This is a genomic window from Campylobacter concisus, assembly GCF_003048575.1.
GTDB lineage: Bacteria > Campylobacterota > Campylobacteria > Campylobacterales > Campylobacteraceae > Campylobacter_A > Campylobacter_A concisus_U.
Window position 1 is genome coordinate 70,863 of sequence record NZ_PIRZ01000007.1, and the last position, 20,534, is coordinate 91,396.

Genomic DNA, 20,534 nt, shown 5'->3' on the forward strand with positions numbered 1-20,534 from the left:
ATTTTAACTTTGATAGATGTTTTGCTGTATCGGTCGTTGTAAAAATTTACAAAATTTCAAGTCTGGTGCTGATATCAGTAACGCCTTTTGAATACATCGCTGACGTTACTATCGCATCGGCTTTTGCGTATTCTTTTACATTTGCTAAATTTATACCACCGGCTGCTAGTACCATTGTATTTGGCGAAATTTCATCTCTTAAAGAGAGTACGTTTTTGATAAGCTCTGGGCTAAATTTATCACACTGCACAACGTCGCAATTTGCTTTTAGAAGTTTGCTTGCTTCGTCTAAATTTTCAGCTTCAACGCAGATTTTTTTCTCAACCATTTTGGTTTTAAATTCTAGCAAAAGAGATACAAATTCATCAAAATTTGCATAAGCTTTTATATGATTTTTAAAAAATAAAATGCTATCACTAAGCCCAAGCCTATGCATTTTACCGCCACCTTCAAGTACTGCTTTTACGCAAAATTTCTTAGCAAATGGAAAGCTCTTTCTGGTTGCTAAAATTTCACATTTTTCATTGACACTCTTTGCAGTATTTACCATTTTATTTGTATAAGTTGCGATGGCGCTAGCATATTCTAGTGCGACTTGAGCTAGTTTCCAAGCTTTATGCACATCTTCGTAGCTACCATAAATTTTTATGATTACATCGCCAGCTTTGCAAATTTGAGAATTTTGCACAAAAATTTCACTCTCACACCCAAGTAGCCTTGCAACACTTGCGGCCACATCAACGCAGCTAACACAAATTTCATCACGTGAATAAATTTCAAGTGAGGCATTTTTATCGATATTTTGAAGCGACGTAGTAAGATCAAAGTAAGGTACATCTTCATTTATATAGCTTATAATTTCTGCGTCGCTAAGTGTCATTTTATGCCTTTTTTACCTCATTTTTTGCTTTTATTATCATTTTTTTAAAGATTCCATTGTCATAAAGCCCAGCATGATAAAGGGCAAAGCAGGTAAATGCAATGCCTGAAGCAACGTGAAATTTCTTAATGCTTTTATTTCTTTTCATAAAAAGGGCACTTAAGCAAACTGAGGCTAAAGTGATGCCCATACCGACTTTTGATACTTGTCTATGAGTGTTTATATCAAGTAGTTTGCCACTTATTTTTGTTTCGTTTTTCAAATTCTTCTCCATTTAGTTTTTATTCCAGCAACTTGTATTTTTTATACCAAGACTTTCTGGGTCAAATTCTGGATTTTGTCCAGCACCTCTTTGAGCTTCGTAGTCTTTGACTGCTATTATCACTACCTTTGAAAGTAAGAATATGGCGATAATATTAATAGTTGCCATTGCAGCCATTGTGATATCAGCGATATTCCAAGCGAGCTTTAAATTCATTTGAGCACCAATAAATATCATAACGACAGCTGTTATCTTAAATAGCAACGTAAGCTTATGGTTTTTGGTTAAAAATTTCATATTTGCCTGAGCGTAGTAGTAGTTGCCAATAAGCGAAGTGATGGCAAAAAGTACGACCGCAAGAGTGGTAAAATGAACTCCAAATTCACCAAAATACTCTTTCATTGCAGCTTGAACGAGAGGAAGTGCTGTTAGCACCTCACCACTTGATCCAGTTTGCTTTGTAAGATAGGCCTGTGAAAATAGCACGATCATACCAGAAGCGATACATATAGTCATGTCTATAAAGACTGCCATTGCTTGAACTAGGCCTTGTTTTACTGGGTGGCTAGTATGTGCTGCGGCTGCTGCGTTTGGAGCTGAACCCATACCAGCTTCGTTTGAGAAAAGGCCTCTTTTGATGCCTATTACGATCACGCTGCCGGCAAATCCGCCAAATATCGCTTTAAAATCAAAGGCATTTTCTAAAATCATCTTAACAACATCAGGAATTTCTTTGAAATTTAAAACAATAGCAATAAGTGCTAATGAGATGTAAGCAAGTGCCATGAACGGCACGATATATGAGCTTACTTTGCCTATGATATGGCTTTTGCTAAAAAACATGACTGCTGCAAATGCTGTAAGAATAAGACCAATGCCAACAGGCAGACCGCTTTGTGCAAAACTCACATTGCTGCCAGCTTTGTCGTAGTAAATTTCAAAAGCTGATGTCATAGTGTAGCTTTGAAGGCCGTTAAAGCCGTATGCGTAGGTGATGATGAGGATCACTGCAAAAAGCGAAGCCAACCACTTTATACCAAGACCATTTTTGATGTAATAAGCTGGACCGCCTTTAAACCCAAAAACGTCTTTTGTCTTATAGATTTGTGCGAGTGTACTCTCTATAAAAGCTGAAGCTGATCCCAAAAAGGCCATCAGACACATCCAAAAAAGAGCTCCCGGACCGCCCGCAACGATGGCTGCTGAAATTCCAGCGATATTGCCTATGCCAACACGCGAAGCAGTCGAGATCATAAGTGCTTGAAACGGCGTTAAATGGTGCTTATTGTACTTGTCTTTTTTTTCTACTAAGACTCTGCAAGCTTCAAAAAACATCCTAAACTGCACAAAACGAGTTAAATAACTAAAATAAATTCCCGTAGCCACAAGAATAATGACTAAAAAATATCCATATAAAAAGTCGTTGGCTACGTCCATTTTGCCGTTTAAAAAACTTAAGAAACTATCAAGCACCATCTACCCTTTCAAATTTATTTTGATTTGAATTTTACGCCCTTCATTGAATTTAATAAAAGCCAAATCGTTGTGCCATTATGAAGCATGGCAGTTGCTATTGGATTTAACATACCAAGTGTCGCAGCACTTAGTATAGCTGTGTTTACGCCAACGGTTGAGCGGAAATTTGAGCTAATTAAATCCATTGTTTTATTTGCTAGCTCTTTTACAAGAGCTACGCTCATGATGTCGTCTTTTAAAAGACTTATATCAGCCGTCGCTTTAGCTATATCAGCACCCTTGTGCATACTTATGCCCACATTTGCCTTAGTTAGGCTTGGAGCATCATTTATACCATCTCCCACAAAGGCTACTTTTTTGCCCTCGCTCTTTAGCTCTTCGATGATAGCTGCTTTATCTGTTGGTAAGCACTCTGCATAGACCCTATCAAGCCCTAGCTCGCGTGCCACCTCTTCAGCCTTGCTTTTGATGTCGCCGCTTAGCATGACGACCTCTTTTACGCCAAGGCTTCTTAGCTTTTTAACCATATCTTTTGCGTTTTCTCTCATATCATCTTTCATAGCGATGACGCCGACTAGCTCTTTATCATATCCTACGTAGAGTAAGGTTAAGCCGCTATTTAATGCTTTGCTTATTAAAGCTTCATGAGCTTTAAAACTTATCATCTCGTCATCTTCTAAAAAGTGCCTGCTGCCGATAACCACCTCTTTGCCGTGCATCGCAGTTTTTACGCCATGAGCTACGATAAATTCGACTTCATCGTGATGAATATGGTGGAAACCACGCTTATTTGCAGCTTCAACTATTGCTTCGGCTACTGGATGAAAGTAGTGCTCTTCGGCACTTGCAGTTAAATTTAATATATCATTTTGAGAAAAGCCCTCTTTAAATGAGTAAATTTCAACTACGCTTAGGCGTCCGTGTGTCAGAGTGCCGGTCTTGTCAAATACAAAAGTATCAACTGAGCTTAAAGCCTCAATCGCCTTTGCACCTTTTACAAGAATGCCGTTTCTACCAGCTTTTGAGATGCTTGATTTAAAAGCAACTGGTGTAGCAAGCTTTAATGCGCAAGAGTAGTCCGCTTGAAGTACGCTAGCAACACTATTCATATTTTTATTTATAATGTATGAAAGTCCAGCAAGCGAGAGCGTAACAGGCACAAGTTTATCAGCTAGTTTTAACGCTTTTACACCAATGGCTGATTTTTCATTGAGTGAAGTTTGTATGTACTCTTTGATCCTAGCTGTCGCTGTATCACTGCCTACATTTTCAGCCCAAATTTTTATCCTACCTTCATCAACCACGGTACCGCTTATAACACGGTCGCCTCTAGCTTTTGGTATAGGCTCAGCCTCTCCGGTCATTGAGACCTGATTTACATCGGCGTTACCTTCAACGATATAACCATCAACACCTATCGTCTCACCAGCTCCAACTACTACGATGTCGCCCTTTTTTAAATTTTCGGTTTTTACTTTTTCAAGCGTCTTTTCGCCATTTAAATTTCTCTCGACCCAGACTTCTTCGATATTTGGTTTTGCTAGCTCTTTGATGAGATCATCGCTTTTGTGACTGGCGCTTTCTTCCATATATTCGCCAATATTTATCATCAAATTTGTACTATTTGCTGCCAAATGATCGCCCATTGCTAGGCTAGTACCAATAGCAGTTGCCTCAAGCACTTTTGAAGTGACGCCCTCATGTCTTAGCTCTTTTGCACCTTCTATTAAATTTGGTGCTGTGGCATAAAGAGTCACGGCTGATTTTAGAGTTTTATTACTCATAAATGGCGTTATGCCAAGTGCAGCAGCAGCCTTATAGATATTTGCCTTGCTTGGTAAATTTGGATCTTTTGCCTTTGTTGGAAATTCATAGCTCTTTATAAAATCTAAAATTTTCTCATAGCTTTTATCAAACTCGACAACAATACTTTTTGCGTATTTATTTACACGAACACTTAGTGCATCAGTTCGCTCCGAGATCGCAGCCTCGATAGCACTGACGTCGCTTCTAGCGTTTAGGCTCTCGCAAATAAACCTCGCTCTATTTTTACTCTTGTGAGCTAGAGTGATCTTATTTTTGTGAGTCAAGTTCTGCTTTGACATCTTCAAAACGCTCTTTTAGTTCTTCTATGCCAGCATTTATAAGCTCGCCACCTTTGATAATCGCTTTAAAAACGCACTCTTGTGCTTTTGGATTAGTTAGTACATAAGCTGCGATACCACCTAAAACTAGACCTTTTACAAAGCCAGCAGCATTAAAATTTTCAGGTACAAATGGCAAATTTTGAGCTACATTGTTTATTGCATTATCGATTGCGCTTGGCTGAGTAGCTGCTGCATTGTTAGCCGCAGTCTCACTTGCTACGTTTTCTTCATTGATGTAAGGGTTATTCATTATTTACTCTCCAATTTTATTAGTTTTTCTGCTATCAAAAGACCGCCGATACCAGCTGCTGTAAAAGCTGCTGCATTTAGATATTTTTTTTGTGCTATTAAATTTGAAGCATGAATGCCAACAGCACCTACGAAACCACCTGTTACAGCGTATTTTGCTATCTTTTTAGCGACATCTTTTTTAGTTGTTCTATTATTTAGATAGTCGCTAAAGCCAAGTGCAGCTGCACCCATGCCAGCGATTAAAGCTCCGCTGATGAAGTGATCAAATGGAAGTCTTGTGCTTGAAAGTGTAAAAAGACTATTTTCTTGCATTCTCTATCCTTAAGCTATATCGTTTGGTGTGATAGCTTTTGGAGCAGCTGGCTTTTTAGCGCGTGGTTTTCTTGTTTTCTTTGCCACTTTTTCAGCCTCTTTTTCTACTTTTTTAGCACCGCGTTTTGCTTTTTTCTCTTCTTTTACTATAAAGTCTTTTGCATCTTTTGCAACGCTTTTACCTTTTTTGTAAAGATCTTTTGCAGCCTCTTTGCCTTTATCTAAGCCTTCTTGGGCGTACTCTTTGATCTTATCTCTTTTATTCCAAGCAGCTATTGCTAAACCGCCTACTGCTAAACCTGCTAAAAATGGTAATGCCATTTTAAATCCTTTCTTTGTTTGATTTTGTAAATTATTCATTTTCTTCATCCTTATTAAAATTTTTGCTAACTACTGAAATGCCTAATGCCCCAAGCGCAAGTCCGCTAAAAAACGAGAAATTTGGATTATTGGTTATCTTTGCTAACTCGCTTTTATCAGCTTTGCCGCTTGCGATATTTTGCAAGCTTTTAGTTATCTCATTAAAGTCATTTTGATAGTTTTCTAAAATATTTGTTATGCCATTTTGCTCAAAATTTTGTGAAATTTCATTTAAATTTAGCTCATTTTTTATTTCACAGCCACTATAAATTTCTTTTAAGCGTTGCTTTAAAGAGGCGATATATTCGTTATTTGAAGTAGCCCAAAGTCTAAAAAATAGATCTTTTAGCTCCTCGTCATCTAAGCTTTCACAAAATTTTTCATACATTTTATTTAGCTCTAACTCATAGTTTAAAGCTTGTATCAGCGCATCTTCTTTATTTTTTGCCGGCAAAAATATAGCTTCATTTTCGCAAGCAAGCTCATAATCATGTGTGCTCGCAAATTTTTCTATCAAGATGATCGCATTTTTTCTGATATTTGCGATCTCGTTAAAAACATCACCAAACGAAGCTAAATTTTCATATAAACTAAGTGCGTTTTTTTCGCTGGTGTATGATGCATTTAAAAGTTCATTAAGCATATTTTACTTCTTTTGCAACTTCATTTACTCTAGTTGAAATCTCTTCTAAATTTTGCCCTTTTAAAAGATCTTCCCAAAGGTTTTTTGGAAAAATTTCATGATCATATTCGATCGTTACAGAGCCGATTAGCTTGTTAAATTTTACATTTTTTATACCATTTATCTGAGCTATCACATCATCTAGGCTAGCTAAATTTACGCTGCTACTTAGCTCTTTTATCTTTGGACTAACTCTTACTCTTAGTCTACCGTTTGTGTGAGCTATCATTGAAAAATAGCTTGCAACTTGTGCTAAAGTTTGTGTTTTTATATCCATTTTCATCCTTTTTTTTAATTGCGTATTATCTATTTCACAGCTTAAATAAATCTGAAATTTTTTTGTCTTTCATTATCAAAAAGTAAAATGAAATGATAAAATTTAATTTCCATTTTTCTCTTGGCAATCGCTGCAAATGCCATAAAGTATCATCGTATGCGACTGCTCGCTAAAATTTTTTTCTTTGCAAATTTGCTCTTGCCTTTGCTCTATCATCTCATCTTCAAAATCAACTATCTTTTCACAAATTTCACATATCAAATGATCGTGCGAGGATTTTAAATTTAGCTCAAATTTCTTTACTCCATTTTCTTCAAAACAGTTTGCAAGATGATGCATTTCGAGAAAATTTAAAAAAGAGTAAATTGATGTCATTGAAATTTCATTCTTGTGGATTTTGTAAATTTCTGAAGAAATTTCTTGAGCACTTAGATGAGAGTTGCTAATAAAAAGTACATGCAAAATTTGTTCTTTTAACTCTGAGCTTTTCTGCCCAAAGGCTTCTAAAAACTCTTTAAAATGCTTATAAAATAGTTCAAAATTATCCACAAAAACCTAACTAAAATGATAATGAATATGAGGATTTTACAACTTTACTTATAAAAAAAGCATAAAATTTCTTACGAATTTCAAGTAAAGTATTTTATAAGATTGTTTTGGTATAGTGTCGCATTTTTTAAATCAAAATTAAGGAATAAAATGACTTACGACGAGCTTGAATTAGACGCCGTTTTGTTAGAGGTTTTAGAAAATAGAGGCAGTTTTGATTCTATGGATGATGAGGAGCTTTATGAGCTTATCGAACAAGTTGCACAATATACAGATGGCGATTACGAAGAAGCGTTTGAGTATATGACTCAATTTTCTCCAATCCCTAAAAAACGCTTTGTTTCACTATTTATGGTTTAGCAAAAAGCTAAGCCATAACTTCTATAAAATTAATCAAAAAAGTAAAAATAAAAAGAGCTCTTGACCCACTTAATGAGCCAAGAAATTTGAGCTATAAGAAGTATTTTGAGATTATTTCTTTAAATTTTAGTGTGTATTTGCTAGCTTTTGGACTATTGTTGTAGATATTTTCAAAATCATACATTCGCTCATAATAATCGTTTGTATCTTGTCTATTTATTTTTAGTCTTGCCACATCTAAGCTAACTCCTACAAAAGCACCACTTGTCTTGCCACGCTCCTCAGCAAATGCTGAAATTTCAGGCAAATCACTTGTGATCGCTACTTCGTTACCAACGCCACCAGTTGCTTCTGCTTTTAGACTGATCGTATCTTTTGCATTAAATAAATTTGCATAAGCTTCTGAATTTTTAAATAAGATAATCATATCAGCTGAGCTGTAACCAAGCTGCAAGCCTATGCTTCCAGATGTGTAATTTACAAAAAATGGGCTTGACCATTCACCATCATCGTTTTTAGCGATAAATACGCCTTTACCTGTTGAGCCAGTAACGATAGCGCCTGCTTTTGTCACATCAGGGATTATGGCGATCGCTTTTATGCCTTCAAATTTAGTATTTGGCTTTAAATTTCTTGCACCAAAAGCATTTAAAATATTTATTGCATTTTTTAGCTTTTGATTTTGGATCACATCAGCATTTAAGCATGGCGTGAAAAATAAACCAGCAAGAAATATTATTAATAGTCTTTTCATTAAAATTCCTTCCTTAAAATTTTTCGTTATTATAGCCTAAAATAAACTAATGGTAAAAATATTATTAATGATTTTTTATGAGAGTTCATTATAAAATGCGACCTTTTAAGGGAAAAATATGAGTTTAATACTTTTTGTCGAATACGTCGGTATCGCATCAGCTGCACTTAGTGGGTTTTTATTTGCAGTAAAAAAGGAGTGCGACTGGCTTGGAGTCTTTTTGTCTGCATTTTTGACCGCACTTGGTGGCGGTATCATGCGTGATATGCTTGTTGGTAGGGCAGTTTATTCATTTACACACTACATGCCAGTAAGTGTTGTTATTTTTATGTTGATTGTTTCAAGAGTGGCAAATTTACACATAAAAAGAGAAGGTTTGGAGCGAAAATTTGTATTCATCTTCGCCGATGCGATCGATGTTATCTGTTTTTCGATCGTTGGAGCAATGGTTGCCATTGAGTATAACTACAATATCTTTGGTGTGATGATGATCGCCTTTTTTAATGGTGTTGGCGGCGGTATCTTAAGAGATATTTTGCTAAATGAAATTCCATGGTTTTTACGCACTGGACTTTACGGCACGATAAGCCTTGGTGTGGGGCTTGCTTACTTTGTGCTATATCATCTAGGCCTTACCAATATATTTTTTACTATGCTCTTGCTTGCTGCTGGCATTACGGTTAGGATGTTTGCATTTTATAGAGGCTGGAAGCTACCTGATCTATGAAATTTAGCGAGTTTTTTGATATCTGGGTCAATGAAAACTACTATAAATTTGGCGTAGATATCGGCAAAAAGGGCGATTTTTACACAAATGTAAGCGTTGGATATCTTTTTGGTGCTTGTCTTGCAAATTACTTTATAAAGCTACTTAAAAACGGTGAAATTTCTAACACTTGTAAGATCTTGGAGATCGGCGCAAACTCAGGTGAAATGCTAGCTGATTTTGTTCAAGGAATTTTTACACTCAAGCCAGAGATCTTAAAAAATTTAGAGTTTATTATCATTGAGCCTCACGAAAATTTAAGGAAAAAGCAGCTTGAAACTTTTGCAAAGCGCTTTGGCTATGATATCAAAATAAGGCATTATAAAAATTTAAACGAGTGTTCATTTGAAGAAATTTTTGTCATCTCAAATGAGCTACTTGACGCATTTAGCTGTGAGGTGATAGAGGGGCAAAATATGCTTTTTGTGGATGATGATCTAAAATTTCACTGGCAAAAGGCGGATCAAAACTTGCTAGCTCTTGCAAAGAAATTTGGCATAAAAAAGGGCGAGATATCAACTAGCTACACTAAATTTGCGCTCCAGCTTGCAAGTGCAGCAAAAAAGATGAGATTTTTAAGCTTTGACTACGGCGAATTTGAGCCAAAAAATGAATTTAGTTTAAGGATTTTTAAAGACCATCAAGTATTTTCTTTATTTGAAATTTCAGACCTCGCACCATATTTTAAAAGCTCAGATCTAACTTATAGCTTGTGTTTTAAGCAGGTAAAAGAGGCTTTTTGTGAGGCTGGCTTTTTGATGCTTAAATTTAAAAAACAAAATGATGCTTTGGTTTGCGACTTTGGCGTGGATGAAATTTTATCTTTAGTGCTTGAAAAAGGTAGCAAGCAAGCCTATGAAAATGCAGCCAAACAGGCGAAATTTCTACTCTCGCCTGAGTTTTTGGGCGAGAAGTTTAAATTTATAGAGTTTTTAAAGAGCTAGCCTAGCGATATCAGCGTAATCCGCCTCACAAGCCCTCAAAAGGTCACTTGGAGCTATCTTTATCTGCTTGCCTCTTACTCCAGCGCTTACTAGCACGTACTCTTGCTCTTTTGCTCGCTCATCGATAAATGTGGCAAAGTGCTTTTTCATAGCTAGTGGCGAGCAGCCGCCTCTGATGTAGCCGGTGATCTTTTCTAGGTCTTTCAAATTTATAAGTTCGCAGCGTTTGGCGCCACACGCGTGAGCAAGTGCTTTTAGATCAAGCTCCAAATCGCCCTGTAAGCAAGCAACAACGAAATTTTTAGGCTCACACTCACAAACGATAGTCTTATAAATTTGTTTTATATCTTGCTTGGTGCTAGCTGCTACGTGGAGAGCTGAAAGATCGTTTAAATCAACTTCATACTCTAAAATTTCATAATTGATTTTTAGCTTATCTAAAGCTCTGGCAGCATTTGTCTTATGTATCATTTTTTCTCATTTTTGCGAATTTTTTGTATAATTATAGCCAAAACTTAAAGGAGGAAAGATGGCTGAAGAAGTTGAAGAGAAAAAAGCAAAAAAAGGTGGCAATGGTGCATTAATGATAATTATTATTGCGATATTTGTTTTGCTGCTAGTTATTGGAGGGCTAGTTGCGTTTTTGATGCTTAGTTCTGACGAGCCAAAAGAGGCAAACATGATGCAAGCACCAGCTCAGACTCAAACTCAGGCAATGCCAGCTCAAAATAAGGCAAAGCATGGTAGCAACGACTATTCAAATATGGGACCGATATATCCACTTGATCAGTTTATTGTAAATCTGCTTAGCGAAAATGGCTCAAGATTTCTTAAAACTAAGATCGATATGGAGCAAAGCGATGAGTTGCTAACTCCTGAGCTTGATAAGAAAAAGGCACTTTTAAGAGATATCATTATAAGAACGCTCTCTTCTAAAACTTACGAAGAAGTCAGCACCGCAAAGGGCAAGGATAGGCTAAAGGACGAGATCGTCGGCAAGCTAAATGAAGTGCTAAATGATGGCTACATCAAAAACATATTTTTTACTGATTTTGTGGTGCAATGATAGGCATCGATATCGTTAAGATAGATAGGATTTCAAGACTAAAGGCTCGTCACGGCGAGCTTTTTTTAAAAAAATTTCTTAGTGATGATGAGATCGCGCTAGCAAAAAATGATGCAACTTTGGCTGGATTTTGGGCGGCCAAAGAAGCAGCTAGCAAAGCCCTTGGTGTGGGCATCAGCAAAGAGTGTGGCTTTTTGGACATTGAGCTTAGCAAAGACGCAAAAAACGCACCAAAGATAAAATTTAGCCCAAAAATTTATACAAATTTTAATATCAAAGAAGCAAGCCTTAGCATAACTCACGATGGCGGATTTGCTGTAGCTGCAGTGATGATTGTCTGAAATTTATGCATTTTTACAAAGCTTTTTAATATCTTTTAACTACTTCTGATAAATTTAAAAAACGTATTTTTATAAAATTTTTTAAAGAAAAGACGATATCTTAGATTAAGATTTAATGGAGCTAAAGAAACTAAGGATAGTAAAATGCGAATTTCTAATAACCTCCCAACTACTAACTATCTCTCAAGAGAAAACATAGCAAGAGAGATGGGCTTTCAATTTAACGATATAAACGAGATACTTAGTAACGATATGGGTCATGGCATGACATTTCCTAAGTATATGAGCCTAGACGATAAAGCTAAAGCAAGGGAATACGACAGATATGATCACTCGCTTACTGGCTTTGTAAAAGGTGAAGGAGAGGCAAGAGTAAGCATACTTGGTAAGCTAATGGGCTATGACGACTCTTTTTCAAAAGATGAGATAGATGAGCTAAAGAAATTTATAGATGATAGCGGTGCTTTGGGGCTTGAGAGAGCTTTTGGTGACTCAGAGACTTTATCTGTTAACGAATTTATAAAAAGATATACCAGAAAGCATGGTTTCTCTGACTTTACCTTTGGTGGAACAAAAACAGCCGAGTTGCTTGATAGCGATATGAGTGTCGATGAGTTTAAAGCTAATTGGACTAAATTTGCACTAAAGAAGCGCTTTGGTTTAGAGCTTGACGAGGAGCTAGCAAAAGAGACTATAAATTCCATTAATGATCTTGAAACACAAAACGAAGAAGATAAAAAAGAGAAGAAATTTACACCTATACAAGTTACTAAAAAATCTCACACCTATAAGCTTGAAGCCGATGAGAGATTTAAAGAGCTTTATAAATTTATAAAGAGTGAATTTGATAGTGGCAAGAGCATGTTTGAAATTTTAGAAAAAGTGGCAAAGCTTAAAGTGGATAAGAGGGCATAGGTATTTTATAAGCAAAGAATGGAATTTTTATAATTTAAATTTCAAAGAAAAAGCATAGATATCCTAAGACTTATGCAAAAGATAAAAAATATGGTTTAGCCAGCAAAGTATTGATATTAAGTCGCTAGCAAGATAAATTTACATCCACTCAAGCACTTGCGTGATATCTTTGGCGTAAAAGCACTTTAGACCCTGCGTGTCAAGCGGCTTGTTTGGGATGATCGCATTTTTAAATTTCTGCGTTTTTGCCTCTTTTAGTCGCTGATCGAGGTTGAAAATTTCTCTTATCTCGCCATTTAGACTTAGCTCACCGATGAATACGCTATCCTTGCTAATAGGGCGGTTTTTGAAGCTACTGATTATCGCTGCAATGACGGCTAGATCGGCCGCAGTTTCGCTTATCTTAACTCCACCTGAAACGTTTATGAAGACGTCGTAGTGCCCAAGTGGAATTTCTAGCTTTCGCTCAAGAAGTGCTAGCAGCATATCTAGGCGGTTTCTCTCAAAGCCAGTCGAGCTTCGCTTTGGATAGGCGCTTTCGCAAACAAGTGCTTGTATCTCGATGCTAAGCGCCCTTGAGCCTTCCATTATGATAGTTATCGCGCTACCACTCATCGCCCCGCCACGTGTGAAAAATTTACTAGATACCTCGTTTGCGCTCACTAGTCCGTGCTGGCTCATCTCAAATATGCCAACCTCGCTTGTCGAGCCAAAGCGGTTTTTAAACCCACGCAAAATCCTCAGCTCTCTGCTCGCGTCACCCTCAAAATAAAGCACCACATCAACCATGTGTTCAAGTACTCTAGGTCCTGCGATCGAGCCTTCTTTGGTGATATGTCCGATGATAAAGACGCAGATATTTTGGCTCTTTGCAAGCCTCATCAGCTCAAATGTGATCTCGCGAACCTGTGTGATCGAGCCTGGCGCGGAGCTTATATTTTGGCTATAAAGCGTTTGAATGGAGTCAATGACTAGCACCTTGTAGTCGCTCTTTTGCACCTCTAGCAGGATATCTTCTAGGCAAATTTCAGTTAGCAGGTATAAATTTTTATCCACCGCATTTAGCCTCTCAGCTCTCATTTTTATCTGGCTTTGGCTCTCTTCGCCGCTTACATAGAGCGTTTTTTTGCCATCTTTTGCTAAATTTGAGCCGATTTTTAGAAGCAGGGTTGATTTGCCGATACCCGGGCTACCGCCTATTAAAACAAGCGAACCCTCGACCACGCCACCACCAAGAACAAGGTCTAGCTCGCTATCTTTGGTGCTAAATCTCGTGAAATTTTGAATTTCAACTTCATCTATGCTTATGGCTTTGCTAGGTGCGCTAGTGCTTTTTGCTATCTCTTTACTTATCTTTATCTCTTGCTGGCTAAGCTCGATAAAGCTATCCCAAGCCCCACATTGTGGGCATTTACCTAGCCATTTGCTCTGCTGGTTTCCGCACGCTTGACACTCAAAAACTGGCTTTGCTTTTGCCATAAATTATCCTTTTTAAAATTTCAACTACTATCACTCCAAAAGCCGCTCCGATCATGTCAGCCACAATGTCAAGCAAGCTAAAGCTTCTGTTTGGTAAAAATGCCTGAACGAGCTCTATTTGTACACCAAAGGCTAAAAGTAGGGCTAAATTTTTAAAAATTTTAAACTCATAGCCAAGATAGAGCAGGATGTATAGGACGCAAAAAGCTAAAAAATGATTTGCCTTATCCCACGAATTTTCGATGATCGTGGGACTTTTTGGAGTAAATGCAAGAAAATCGATCGCCAAAAGAGCGATAAAAAAGCAAATTTTACTAAGAAATTTTACCCTACTCAAAAATGGCGTCCATTAGCTCGTCTAAAAACTCGTCTGGGTTAAATTTGATGATATCATCCATGCTCTCGCCAACGCCTATATAAAATATAGGTAGCTCAAGCTCTCTTGCCACGCCAAATAGTGCTCCGCCCTTTGCGGTGCCATCAAGCTTTGTGATGATGACGCCATCAAGCGATACGATCTCGTTAAATGCCTTTGCTTGTGCTACTCCGGCGTTACCTTGCGTGCCATCAAGAATCAAAATTTTGCGGTGAGGCGCTTTTTCGTAAGCTTTTTTGCTAATACGAACGATCTTTTCTAGCTCGTTTGCCAAATTTGTCTGGTTTTGAAGTCTGCCAGCTGTGTCTAGGATGACTCGGTCGATGCCTTTTGCAAGGGCTGAGCTAATCGTATCGTAAGCAACAGCTGAAGGATCATGACCTTGCTGTGTTGCGACTATTGGCACATTTAGCCTAATTGACCACTGGCGTAGCTGCTCGATCGCTCCAGCTCTAAATGTATCACAAGCGCCCAAAATAACGCTTTTACCATTATTTTTATATAAATTTGCAAGCTTTGCGATCGTTGTCGTCTTGCCAGCGCCATTTACGCCAAGGATGAGATCGACAAATGGCTTATCGGGCTCGATCACGCGCTCATTTTCGTAGATGAAATAGCTGCTCATAACGCGCCTTAGGTCGGCTCTACTTACTTCATCTTGTGGCGGCAAGTAGTATAAAATTTCTTCCACGATCTCGTAAGCTACGTCAGCTTCAAGTAAAATTTCTTCTAAGCTCTCTTTGTCTATCTTTTTTGACTTTTTAGCCGAGCTTATCGCTCCAAAAGTCTTCTCAAGGCCTTTTTTTAAAAAGTCAAGCATTATTTTGTTGCCCTATTTATGTCATTTTCAAGCATCTCTTCAGGCACAAGACCGATGTAGCCTTGAACGTAGTCACCATTTGCTTTAAAAAGTGCTGACGCAGGCAAGCCTTTTATGCCACCCATCGCTTTTTCAAATAAAAAATTTCCCTCACCAACCGCGACTTCATATTTTATTTTATATTTTTGAGCAAAATCTTTTACTTCATCTTCACTTTTATCTTCAAGTAGCACACCAACGATATCTAGCTCGTTTTTAAATTTCTCGCTTAGATTGTTTAAGTGCGGGATCTCGGCCTTGCAAGGAGGGCACCAAGTGGCGAAAAATACGTAAAGAGTTGCTTTTTTACCATCTTTTACATCAAAGCCATTACTTCTTTTTGTAATCTGCATAGTTGTGCCACTTAGCAGCTTTAGATTTATCTCTTTTATCTCGCTATCTTGGGCATTTTCACCTATTTTTGGAGTGAGTGAGTCTTTGCTTAAATTTTCATCTTTGCTAGCATTTTTATCTAAAATTTTGTTCTGCGTTTGTTCGCTTGTATTTTGCTCGTTTTTTTGCTTGTTCTCGTCGCCGCATCCAAAAAATGCAAAAATGCAAAGTGATGTTATAATTGCTCGTTTTAATGTCATAAATTTCCTTTTGAATAAGATTTCAGGATTATACAAGAAAGAGCATAAAATGAGCGTTAATTTAGAAAAAAATGAATTTAGAAAAAATGCAAGAGCAAATTTGATGAAACTTACTAAATTTAAGGCCAAATGCTCACACTATAAAGCTACAAAAACGCTTTTAAAATTGATAAATTTTACAAATTCTAAGAAAGTATTGTTTTATTTGCCACTTAACTATGAAGTCGATGTGCTTAAAATAAGACGAAATTTATCACATAAATGTGAAATTTTTGCCCCTTTTATGGTAGGTCTTAGCTTAAAGATGGTAAGATTGCGACTGCCATTTATAACTTATAAATTTAACGTCAGACAGCCATCTGGCAAAAAAATGGATAATGTTAGACTTGATATGGCAGTAGTTCCAGCGATTGGGGTTGATGGAGCTATGGCTAGGATAGGGCACGGAAAAGGATTTTATGATAGATTTTTTGACTCTTTGCCTATTAAGCCAAAACAGATAGTTTTTCTTGAGATAAAAGACTTTTACACCAAAGATGTGCTTTCAAATGCACAAGACGCGGTAGCAGACTTTTATATAACCCCAAACAAAAATTATATAAAAAGAGGAATAAATGATAGAGGTTTTAATAGGCTTAGGAGCCGGTGTGGCGGGCGTTGGAGCAGGGTATCTATACGCCAAAAAGATAAATGATGCAAACTACAACATCTTCTTAGAACAAGCAAAAGCAAAAGCAAAGGCTATTGAGTATGAAGCTGAGCTAACGCTTAAAAATTCTAAAATTTCAGTACAAGAGGCTGAATTTGAGGCTAAAAAAAGATACGATGACAAGACGACAAAGCTTCAAAAAGAGTATGCAAGTAAATTTGATGAACTAGCCAAAAAAGAGAAAATTTTGCTAAATGAGCAAGAGCTTTTAAACGAAAGTAAAGAGCTTTTTGAAAAAGATAAGCAAGACGCAAAGATCACTTACGAAGAGGGTTTAAATTTAAAAGCGACTTATCAAAACAAAGTAGAAGAAGCAATAAGAGTGCTTGAGCACGCTGCTGGCTTAACAGAAGAAGAAGCAAAAGAGGTCGTGCTTAAAAAGGTCGAGGAGAAGTCTCGTGCGGATATCGCTCATATCGTTAGAAAATACGAAGAAGAAGCAAAAAGAGAGGCTAAAAAGAGGGTTAATTACATATTAGCGCAGGCTACGTCAAGATTTGCTGGAGAATTTGCGGCTGAGCGTCTGATAAATGTCGTAAATATTAAAAACGATGAGCTAAAAGGTAGGATCATTGGTAAAGAGGGACGTAACATCAAGACTCTTGAAATGGTGCTTGGCGTTGATATTATCATCGATGACACACCACATGCTATCATACTAAGTAGCTTCAATCTTTACAGACGTGCGATCGCAACAAGAGTGATCGAGCTTTTGGTAGAGGATGGAAGAATTCAGCCAGCAAGGATAGAAGACCTTCACAAAAAAGTGACTGAAGAATTTGAGCAAAGTATACAAGAAGAGGGCGAAAACATCGTCATGGATCTTGGTTTAAATAAAATTCATCCAGAGATTGTAAAACTGATAGGTAAGCTTAAATTTAGAGCAAGCTACGGACAAAATGCCCTTGCGCACAGCCTTGAAGTGGCTCACCTTGCTGGTATCATCGCAGCTGAGTGTGGCGGAGATGAGAAACTTGCAAAAAGAGCTGGCATACTTCACGATATCGGCAAGGCGTTAACTCACGAATACGAGGGTAGTCACGTTGATCTTGGAGCTGAAATTTGTAAACGCTATAAAGAGCATCCAGTAGTTATCAATGCCATTTATGCCCATCATGGACACGAAGAAGCAACAAGTATAGAAAGTGCGGCTGTTTGCGCAGCTGACGCACTAAGTGCAGCTCGTCCAGGTGCAAGGCGCGAGGTACTTGAGAGCTTCCTAAAACGTGTTGAAGAGATCGAAAATATTGCAAAAAGTAAAGATGGCATCAAGCAAGCTTATGCGATAAATGCAGGCCGTGAAATTCGTGTCATCGCAAATGCTAAACTCATAAACGACGACGAGGCAGTGCTTGTAGCAAAAGAGATAGCTCAAGAGATCGAGAGCAAGGTGCAGTATCCTGGTGAGATAAAAGTAAGTGTCATCAGAGAGACTCGTGCTGTTGATTTTGCAAAATAACGGCAAGATATGAAATTTCTTTTTTCAATTTTATTATTTTTCTCAATTGGCTTTGCCAGCGAGGAGCTCGTGCTGGACTCGGCAAACTCGTTTATAACAACGATGAGAGGTGCTAGAAATGCTCCTATAAAAGAGCTAATCGAGCAGTCAAAAGCAACGATCATCTTTCCAAGTGTTAAAAAGATCGGTTTTGTAGTTGGTGGTATGGGTGGAGATGGCATCATGGTTGTTGGTAACATTAACTCGCCAAGTGAAATTTTACCAGTTAGCATAAGTGGCGGTAGCATCGGTATACAGCTTGGTTATGAAGATAGTTCACTTGTACTTTTTATATTTAAAGATAGCATTATCCACGATATTAAAGATGCCAAGATCACGCTTAATACAAAGCTATCAGTAGCTTTTGGTGATATTGGACGCAATTACAGTAAAGTAAGCGATTTTAAATTTTCAAGTGATATATACGCATATGCCGCAAATGATGGTTTCTTTGCGGGAGCTAGCTTTGGTGGAGCAGTCATCAGTGCAAGGGAAGAAATTTTAAAACAAAGTGGCTATGCCTATGAACAGCTAATAGCCTCTGCATCTAAACTTTTAGGAGATTAATGCAAGATATCATAAACTCAGTTTCAACATACGGCTATATTGTATTGTTTCTTTATAGCCTTGGTGGCGGTATGGTTGCATTAATCGCCGCTGGAATTTTAAGTTTTGCTGGCAAGATGGATATCACTCTTAGTATAATTGTCGCTACTGTGGCAAATACAATCGGCGACACGTTAATTTTTTATGTCGCAAGATTTAATAAAAACTCACTTATGCCTTATATCAAAAATCATAAAAGAAAGCTTGCTTATGCAGGAATTTTGGCTAAAAAACACGGCGATAAGATAATATTTATCAAAAAATTTATCTACGGAGTTAAAACTTTGGTTCCTATCGCGCTTGGACTTACGAAATATTCATTTTATAAATTTAGCATTATAAATTTGATCTCATCAGTGCTTTGGGCGGTCATTATCGGATTTGCCAGCTTTAAAGCGGGTGATTATTTTGTAGGTGCAAGTGACTATCTTGGCGAGCATGGATATATTATGCCTCTTGCTATGGTTTGTTTGTTGCTTGGAATTTGGTTTTTTTTACAACATATTACAAAAAGGAGAAAAGCATGAAAAAGGTGATATCTGCTTTAATCGTAGTTATCGTGGTAGCCATTGGAGCGGTTTATTTTGCTTCAAATGAGGTGGAGAAAAACTATCAAAGGATAGTGAATGATCTAAACAATATTAAGGGCTTTAAAATTTCTAATAACAATTATAAAAAAGGTTTTTTTGGCTCAAAAGGATCATTTGATTTTAGTGTTTCAAAAGATCTTTTGGAAAATATATTTGGTAAAAATGTAAATGAGGATTTAGTTTTTAAAGTAGAAAATGAAATTTCTCATACAGTGCTTGCTTTTATAGATGGCTTTGAAATAGACTCAAAAATTTCTATCCAAAACGATATGATTAAAAACATTATCGCAACATTTATGGGTTCAAATGTTATTGCAACAACTAAAACAAAAGTCAGCCTAACTGGCGATAAAGATGTGGATATTAAATTTAGCAATATTGAATTTAACGATAAGCAAAAAACTGCCGTTAATACAAAAGATATAAAAATTGGTATGATGCTTGATTCAAAAGATAGTATAAACAGCTTAAAGGTTGAAGCAGATAAGATTGTTTTGAAAGATTTTAGTGAGTACAATAAAGTTGATCTAAATATCGAAGGATTTTATATTGACTCAAGTTATAAAGAGCCAGTTAAGATTTCAAAAATTTTAGAGAGTCAGCTTGTACCTTATTTGGCAAAAGTTAAATTTAAAAGGGTATCTTTCGCATCTAATGATATAAGTAATATTTTGATAGATGACTTTAAATATGACTCAAAATTTGAAATCTCAAATGATCTTGGAAGATCAGACGATGTTATAAAAATAGGTATAGTAGCAGTTGATAAAGTAAAATATACAGATTTTGTCTTTGATAGCAAAATCGCAAATATCAATGTACCTGCGTTAAATAATGTATTGGACAAGCTTAATAATTTAAATAATGAAGAAAATTATAATGTTTTAGCTGGATTAAATTTTGATGAGATAATAGATCAAATCTTAGAAAAGAATCCAAGCATAAAAATAGATACATTAAGCTTTAAAAAAGGAGATAAGACTTTAAAGCTAAATTTGGATGCAGCAGTAAATGGCTTTAAAAAGGGAACAAATCAGTCAGAAATTTTTGATAAATTATCTCTTAGCGGAAAAATAAGTGTTGATGAAGGTCTGACGAATTTTTTTGATACACTAGTGCCAGAAGTAGCTTTTGTTGAGCCTACTTTGATATCTGCTGGATATTTTAAAGAAGAGGACAAAAAAGTAATAAGTGAATTTAAATATGATCCAAACAAAAAAGATATTATATTTAATGGAAAAGTTGGACTTCAAAATTTCTTTATGGGTTTTTAAAAATTAGCCTGATTTTTATCTGTATTTAAGCATCACTTCTATATACTTCACTTTCTGTTTTGCAAAATGCAGATCAGAAAGTTCTTTTAACTTACAATTGTTAAACTATTAGTCAATCTTTGAAATCTAAACAAGTGATCGATTGAGCCAGTCTATTATTTTATAATTTATAATAGATTAGACAAATTAATAAATAAAACTAAAAGT

27 protein-coding genes are annotated in these 20,534 nt (G+C 36.7%); 11 read left to right on the forward strand and 16 right to left on the reverse strand.

The window, feature by feature from the left end:
* Positions 1–46: 46 nt before the first annotated feature.
* From modD to CVS84_RS08535, 10 genes are all read right to left on the reverse strand, one after another.
* Entirely contained in the window at positions 47–880 is an 834-nt protein-coding gene (modD, locus tag CVS84_RS08490; RefSeq protein WP_107691918.1) for a ModD protein, read from the reverse strand.
* A 1-nt stretch (position 881) separates the two neighbouring features.
* On the reverse strand, positions 882–1,142 hold the full coding sequence (locus CVS84_RS08495; RefSeq protein WP_087585279.1) for a helicase: 261 nt from the start codon (positions 1,140–1,142) through the stop codon (positions 882–884).
* A gap of 12 nt (positions 1,143–1,154) precedes the next feature.
* Positions 1,155–2,618 carry an alanine/glycine:cation symporter family protein gene (locus tag CVS84_RS08500; RefSeq protein WP_234411928.1) on the reverse strand — a complete coding sequence of 488 codons (1,464 nt, stop codon included), beginning with the start codon at positions 2,616–2,618 and terminating at the stop codon, positions 1,155–1,157.
* Positions 2,619–2,632: 14 nt separating this feature from the next.
* Entirely contained in the window at positions 2,633–4,708 is a 2,076-nt protein-coding gene (locus CVS84_RS08505; RefSeq protein WP_107691920.1) for a heavy metal translocating P-type ATPase, read from the reverse strand.
* On the reverse strand, positions 4,692–5,015 hold the full coding sequence (locus CVS84_RS08510; RefSeq protein WP_107691921.1) for an oxidoreductase: 324 nt from the start codon (positions 5,013–5,015) through the stop codon (positions 4,692–4,694). The genes CVS84_RS08505 and CVS84_RS08510 overlap by 17 nt, the downstream gene beginning before the upstream one ends.
* The gene (locus tag CVS84_RS08515) at positions 5,015–5,329 is read right to left on the reverse strand and encodes a hypothetical protein (protein WP_107691922.1); all 315 of its coding nucleotides are present in this window, start codon (positions 5,327–5,329) and stop codon (positions 5,015–5,017) included. The genes CVS84_RS08510 and CVS84_RS08515 overlap by 1 nt, the downstream gene beginning before the upstream one ends.
* 9 nt (positions 5,330–5,338) lie before the next feature.
* On the reverse strand, positions 5,339–5,650 hold the full coding sequence (locus tag CVS84_RS08520) for a hypothetical protein (RefSeq protein WP_234411929.1): 312 nt from the start codon (positions 5,648–5,650) through the stop codon (positions 5,339–5,341).
* Positions 5,651–5,681: 31 nt separating this feature from the next.
* A complete protein-coding gene (locus CVS84_RS08525) occupies positions 5,682–6,332 on the reverse strand; it encodes a ferritin-like domain-containing protein (RefSeq protein WP_107691924.1) in 651 nt (216 codons plus the stop codon).
* Positions 6,325–6,648, reverse strand: a complete 324-nt coding sequence (locus CVS84_RS08530; RefSeq protein ID WP_021091233.1) for an HMA2 domain-containing protein — start codon at positions 6,646–6,648, stop codon at positions 6,325–6,327. Before CVS84_RS08530 ends, CVS84_RS08525 begins: the two co-directional genes overlap by 8 nt.
* 102 nt (positions 6,649–6,750) lie before the next feature.
* Complete coding sequence (locus CVS84_RS08535; protein ID WP_054196789.1) at positions 6,751–7,197, reverse strand: Fur family transcriptional regulator; 447 nt, start codon at positions 7,195–7,197, stop codon at positions 6,751–6,753.
* Positions 7,198–7,347: 150 nt separating this feature from the next.
* Between CVS84_RS08535 and CVS84_RS08540 the strand changes: the two genes are divergently transcribed.
* Positions 7,348–7,557, forward strand: a complete 210-nt coding sequence (locus tag CVS84_RS08540; RefSeq protein WP_002942234.1) for a hypothetical protein — start codon at positions 7,348–7,350, stop codon at positions 7,555–7,557.
* Between the two features lie 91 nt (positions 7,558–7,648).
* Here the strand turns inward: CVS84_RS08540 and CVS84_RS08545 are convergent, their stop codons facing one another.
* Positions 7,649–8,311 (reverse strand): lipid-binding SYLF domain-containing protein, encoded by a 663-nt coding sequence (locus CVS84_RS08545; protein WP_107691925.1) that lies wholly within the window; start codon positions 8,309–8,311, stop codon positions 7,649–7,651.
* A gap of 118 nt (positions 8,312–8,429) precedes the next feature.
* Between CVS84_RS08545 and CVS84_RS08550 the strand changes: the two genes are divergently transcribed.
* Positions 8,430–9,038 (forward strand): trimeric intracellular cation channel family protein, encoded by a 609-nt coding sequence (locus CVS84_RS08550; protein ID WP_054196787.1) that lies wholly within the window; start codon positions 8,430–8,432, stop codon positions 9,036–9,038.
* Entirely contained in the window at positions 9,035–10,021 is a 987-nt protein-coding gene (locus CVS84_RS08555) for an SAM-dependent methyltransferase (protein ID WP_107691926.1), read from the forward strand. Before CVS84_RS08550 ends, CVS84_RS08555 begins: the two co-directional genes overlap by 4 nt.
* On the opposite strand, the gene ybaK is transcribed toward CVS84_RS08555, so the two are convergent.
* Positions 10,010–10,492: a Cys-tRNA(Pro) deacylase gene (gene ybaK / locus CVS84_RS08560; RefSeq protein WP_107691927.1), complete on the reverse strand. Its 483-nt coding sequence runs from the start codon at positions 10,490–10,492 to the stop codon at positions 10,010–10,012. The genes CVS84_RS08555 and ybaK overlap by 12 nt on opposite strands.
* 58 nt (positions 10,493–10,550) lie before the next feature.
* Between ybaK and fliL the strand changes: the two genes are divergently transcribed.
* The 3 genes from fliL (at position 10,551) to CVS84_RS09690 (ending at position 12,343) form a co-directional block, all read left to right on the forward strand.
* On the forward strand, positions 10,551–11,087 hold the full coding sequence (gene fliL, locus CVS84_RS08565; protein ID WP_107691928.1) for a flagellar basal body-associated protein FliL: 537 nt from the start codon (positions 10,551–10,553) through the stop codon (positions 11,085–11,087).
* The gene (gene acpS, locus CVS84_RS08570; protein ID WP_107691929.1) at positions 11,084–11,428 is read left to right on the forward strand and encodes a holo-ACP synthase; all 345 of its coding nucleotides are present in this window, start codon (positions 11,084–11,086) and stop codon (positions 11,426–11,428) included. Before fliL ends, acpS begins: the two co-directional genes overlap by 4 nt.
* A 144-nt stretch (positions 11,429–11,572) precedes the next feature.
* Positions 11,573–12,343 carry a hypothetical protein gene (locus tag CVS84_RS09690; protein WP_107691930.1) on the forward strand — a complete coding sequence of 257 codons (771 nt, stop codon included), beginning with the start codon at positions 11,573–11,575 and terminating at the stop codon, positions 12,341–12,343.
* 138 nt (positions 12,344–12,481) lie between these two features.
* Here CVS84_RS09690 and radA read toward each other — a convergent pair whose 3' ends face one another.
* From radA to CVS84_RS08595, 4 genes are read right to left on the reverse strand one after another with little or no spacing between them, the layout of a single operon-like run.
* Complete coding sequence (gene radA / locus CVS84_RS08580; RefSeq protein ID WP_107691931.1) at positions 12,482–13,822, reverse strand: DNA repair protein RadA; 1,341 nt, start codon at positions 13,820–13,822, stop codon at positions 12,482–12,484.
* Positions 13,797–14,159 carry a VanZ family protein gene (locus CVS84_RS08585; RefSeq protein WP_107691932.1) on the reverse strand — a complete coding sequence of 121 codons (363 nt, stop codon included), beginning with the start codon at positions 14,157–14,159 and terminating at the stop codon, positions 13,797–13,799. The genes radA and CVS84_RS08585 overlap by 26 nt, the downstream gene beginning before the upstream one ends.
* The gene (gene ftsY / locus CVS84_RS08590) at positions 14,152–15,018 is read right to left on the reverse strand and encodes a signal recognition particle-docking protein FtsY (protein ID WP_107691933.1); all 867 of its coding nucleotides are present in this window, start codon (positions 15,016–15,018) and stop codon (positions 14,152–14,154) included. The genes CVS84_RS08585 and ftsY overlap by 8 nt, the downstream gene beginning before the upstream one ends.
* Entirely contained in the window at positions 15,018–15,650 is a 633-nt protein-coding gene (locus CVS84_RS08595) for a TlpA family protein disulfide reductase (protein WP_107691934.1), read from the reverse strand. The genes ftsY and CVS84_RS08595 overlap by 1 nt, the downstream gene beginning before the upstream one ends.
* A 49-nt stretch (positions 15,651–15,699) precedes the next feature.
* Here CVS84_RS08595 and CVS84_RS08600 point away from each other — a divergent pair, with 49 nt between their 5' ends.
* The 5 genes from CVS84_RS08600 to CVS84_RS08620 are packed head-to-tail and all read left to right on the forward strand — an operon-like array spanning position 15,700 to position 20,327.
* Positions 15,700–16,344, forward strand: a complete 645-nt coding sequence (locus CVS84_RS08600; RefSeq protein WP_107691935.1) for a 5-formyltetrahydrofolate cyclo-ligase — start codon at positions 15,700–15,702, stop codon at positions 16,342–16,344.
* The gene (rny, locus tag CVS84_RS08605; protein ID WP_072594345.1) at positions 16,265–17,818 is read left to right on the forward strand and encodes a ribonuclease Y; all 1,554 of its coding nucleotides are present in this window, start codon (positions 16,265–16,267) and stop codon (positions 17,816–17,818) included. The genes CVS84_RS08600 and rny overlap by 80 nt, the downstream gene beginning before the upstream one ends.
* Before the next feature lie 9 nt (positions 17,819–17,827).
* The gene (locus CVS84_RS08610) at positions 17,828–18,424 is read left to right on the forward strand and encodes a lipid-binding SYLF domain-containing protein (RefSeq protein ID WP_107691936.1); all 597 of its coding nucleotides are present in this window, start codon (positions 17,828–17,830) and stop codon (positions 18,422–18,424) included.
* Positions 18,424–18,990: a DedA family protein gene (locus CVS84_RS08615; RefSeq protein ID WP_107691937.1), complete on the forward strand. Its 567-nt coding sequence runs from the start codon at positions 18,424–18,426 to the stop codon at positions 18,988–18,990. Before CVS84_RS08610 ends, CVS84_RS08615 begins: the two co-directional genes overlap by 1 nt.
* Complete coding sequence (locus tag CVS84_RS08620) at positions 18,987–20,327, forward strand: DUF945 family protein (RefSeq protein WP_107691938.1); 1,341 nt, start codon at positions 18,987–18,989, stop codon at positions 20,325–20,327. The genes CVS84_RS08615 and CVS84_RS08620 overlap by 4 nt, the downstream gene beginning before the upstream one ends.
* The last annotated feature ends 207 nt before the right edge of the window (positions 20,328–20,534 follow it).

What these genes read in the sequence shown, in the direction of transcription:
- modD (WP_107691918.1), bottom strand. Translation starts at nt 880, where the DNA reads ATGACACTTAGCGACGCAGAAATTATAAGCTATATAAATGAAGATGTA.
- CVS84_RS08500 (WP_234411928.1), bottom strand. Translation starts at nt 2,618, where the DNA reads ATGGTGCTTGATAGTTTCTTAAGTTTTTTAAACGGCAAAATGGACGTA.
- CVS84_RS08510 (WP_107691921.1), bottom strand. Translation starts at nt 5,015, where the DNA reads ATGAATAACCCTTACATCAATGAAGAAAACGTAGCAAGTGAGACTGCG.
- CVS84_RS08515 (WP_107691922.1), bottom strand. Translation starts at nt 5,329, where the DNA reads ATGCAAGAAAATAGTCTTTTTACACTTTCAAGCACAAGACTTCCATTT.
- CVS84_RS08520 (WP_234411929.1), bottom strand. Translation starts at nt 5,650, where the DNA reads ATGGCATTACCATTTTTAGCAGGTTTAGCAGTAGGCGGTTTAGCAATA.
- CVS84_RS08525 (WP_107691924.1), bottom strand. Translation starts at nt 6,332, where the DNA reads ATGCTTAATGAACTTTTAAATGCATCATACACCAGCGAAAAAAACGCA.
- CVS84_RS08530 (WP_021091233.1), bottom strand. Translation starts at nt 6,648, where the DNA reads ATGGATATAAAAACACAAACTTTAGCACAAGTTGCAAGCTATTTTTCA.
- CVS84_RS08540 (WP_002942234.1), top strand. Translation starts at nt 7,348, where the DNA reads ATGACTTACGACGAGCTTGAATTAGACGCCGTTTTGTTAGAGGTTTTA.
- CVS84_RS08545 (WP_107691925.1), bottom strand. Translation starts at nt 8,311, where the DNA reads ATGAAAAGACTATTAATAATATTTCTTGCTGGTTTATTTTTCACGCCA.
- CVS84_RS08550 (WP_054196787.1), top strand. Translation starts at nt 8,430, where the DNA reads ATGAGTTTAATACTTTTTGTCGAATACGTCGGTATCGCATCAGCTGCA.
- CVS84_RS08555 (WP_107691926.1), top strand. Translation starts at nt 9,035, where the DNA reads ATGAAATTTAGCGAGTTTTTTGATATCTGGGTCAATGAAAACTACTAT.
- ybaK (WP_107691927.1), bottom strand. Translation starts at nt 10,492, where the DNA reads ATGATACATAAGACAAATGCTGCCAGAGCTTTAGATAAGCTAAAAATC.
- fliL (WP_107691928.1), top strand. Translation starts at nt 10,551, where the DNA reads ATGGCTGAAGAAGTTGAAGAGAAAAAAGCAAAAAAAGGTGGCAATGGT.
- acpS (WP_107691929.1), top strand. Translation starts at nt 11,084, where the DNA reads ATGATAGGCATCGATATCGTTAAGATAGATAGGATTTCAAGACTAAAG.
- CVS84_RS09690 (WP_107691930.1), top strand. Translation starts at nt 11,573, where the DNA reads ATGCGAATTTCTAATAACCTCCCAACTACTAACTATCTCTCAAGAGAA.
- radA (WP_107691931.1), bottom strand. Translation starts at nt 13,822, where the DNA reads ATGGCAAAAGCAAAGCCAGTTTTTGAGTGTCAAGCGTGCGGAAACCAG.
- ftsY (WP_107691933.1), bottom strand. Translation starts at nt 15,018, where the DNA reads ATGCTTGACTTTTTAAAAAAAGGCCTTGAGAAGACTTTTGGAGCGATA.
- CVS84_RS08595 (WP_107691934.1), bottom strand. Translation starts at nt 15,650, where the DNA reads ATGACATTAAAACGAGCAATTATAACATCACTTTGCATTTTTGCATTT.
- CVS84_RS08600 (WP_107691935.1), top strand. Translation starts at nt 15,700, where the DNA reads ATGAGCGTTAATTTAGAAAAAAATGAATTTAGAAAAAATGCAAGAGCA.
- rny (WP_072594345.1), top strand. Translation starts at nt 16,265, where the DNA reads ATGATAGAGGTTTTAATAGGCTTAGGAGCCGGTGTGGCGGGCGTTGGA.
- CVS84_RS08610 (WP_107691936.1), top strand. Translation starts at nt 17,828, where the DNA reads ATGAAATTTCTTTTTTCAATTTTATTATTTTTCTCAATTGGCTTTGCC.
- CVS84_RS08615 (WP_107691937.1), top strand. Translation starts at nt 18,424, where the DNA reads ATGCAAGATATCATAAACTCAGTTTCAACATACGGCTATATTGTATTG.
- CVS84_RS08620 (WP_107691938.1), top strand. Translation starts at nt 18,987, where the DNA reads ATGAAAAAGGTGATATCTGCTTTAATCGTAGTTATCGTGGTAGCCATT.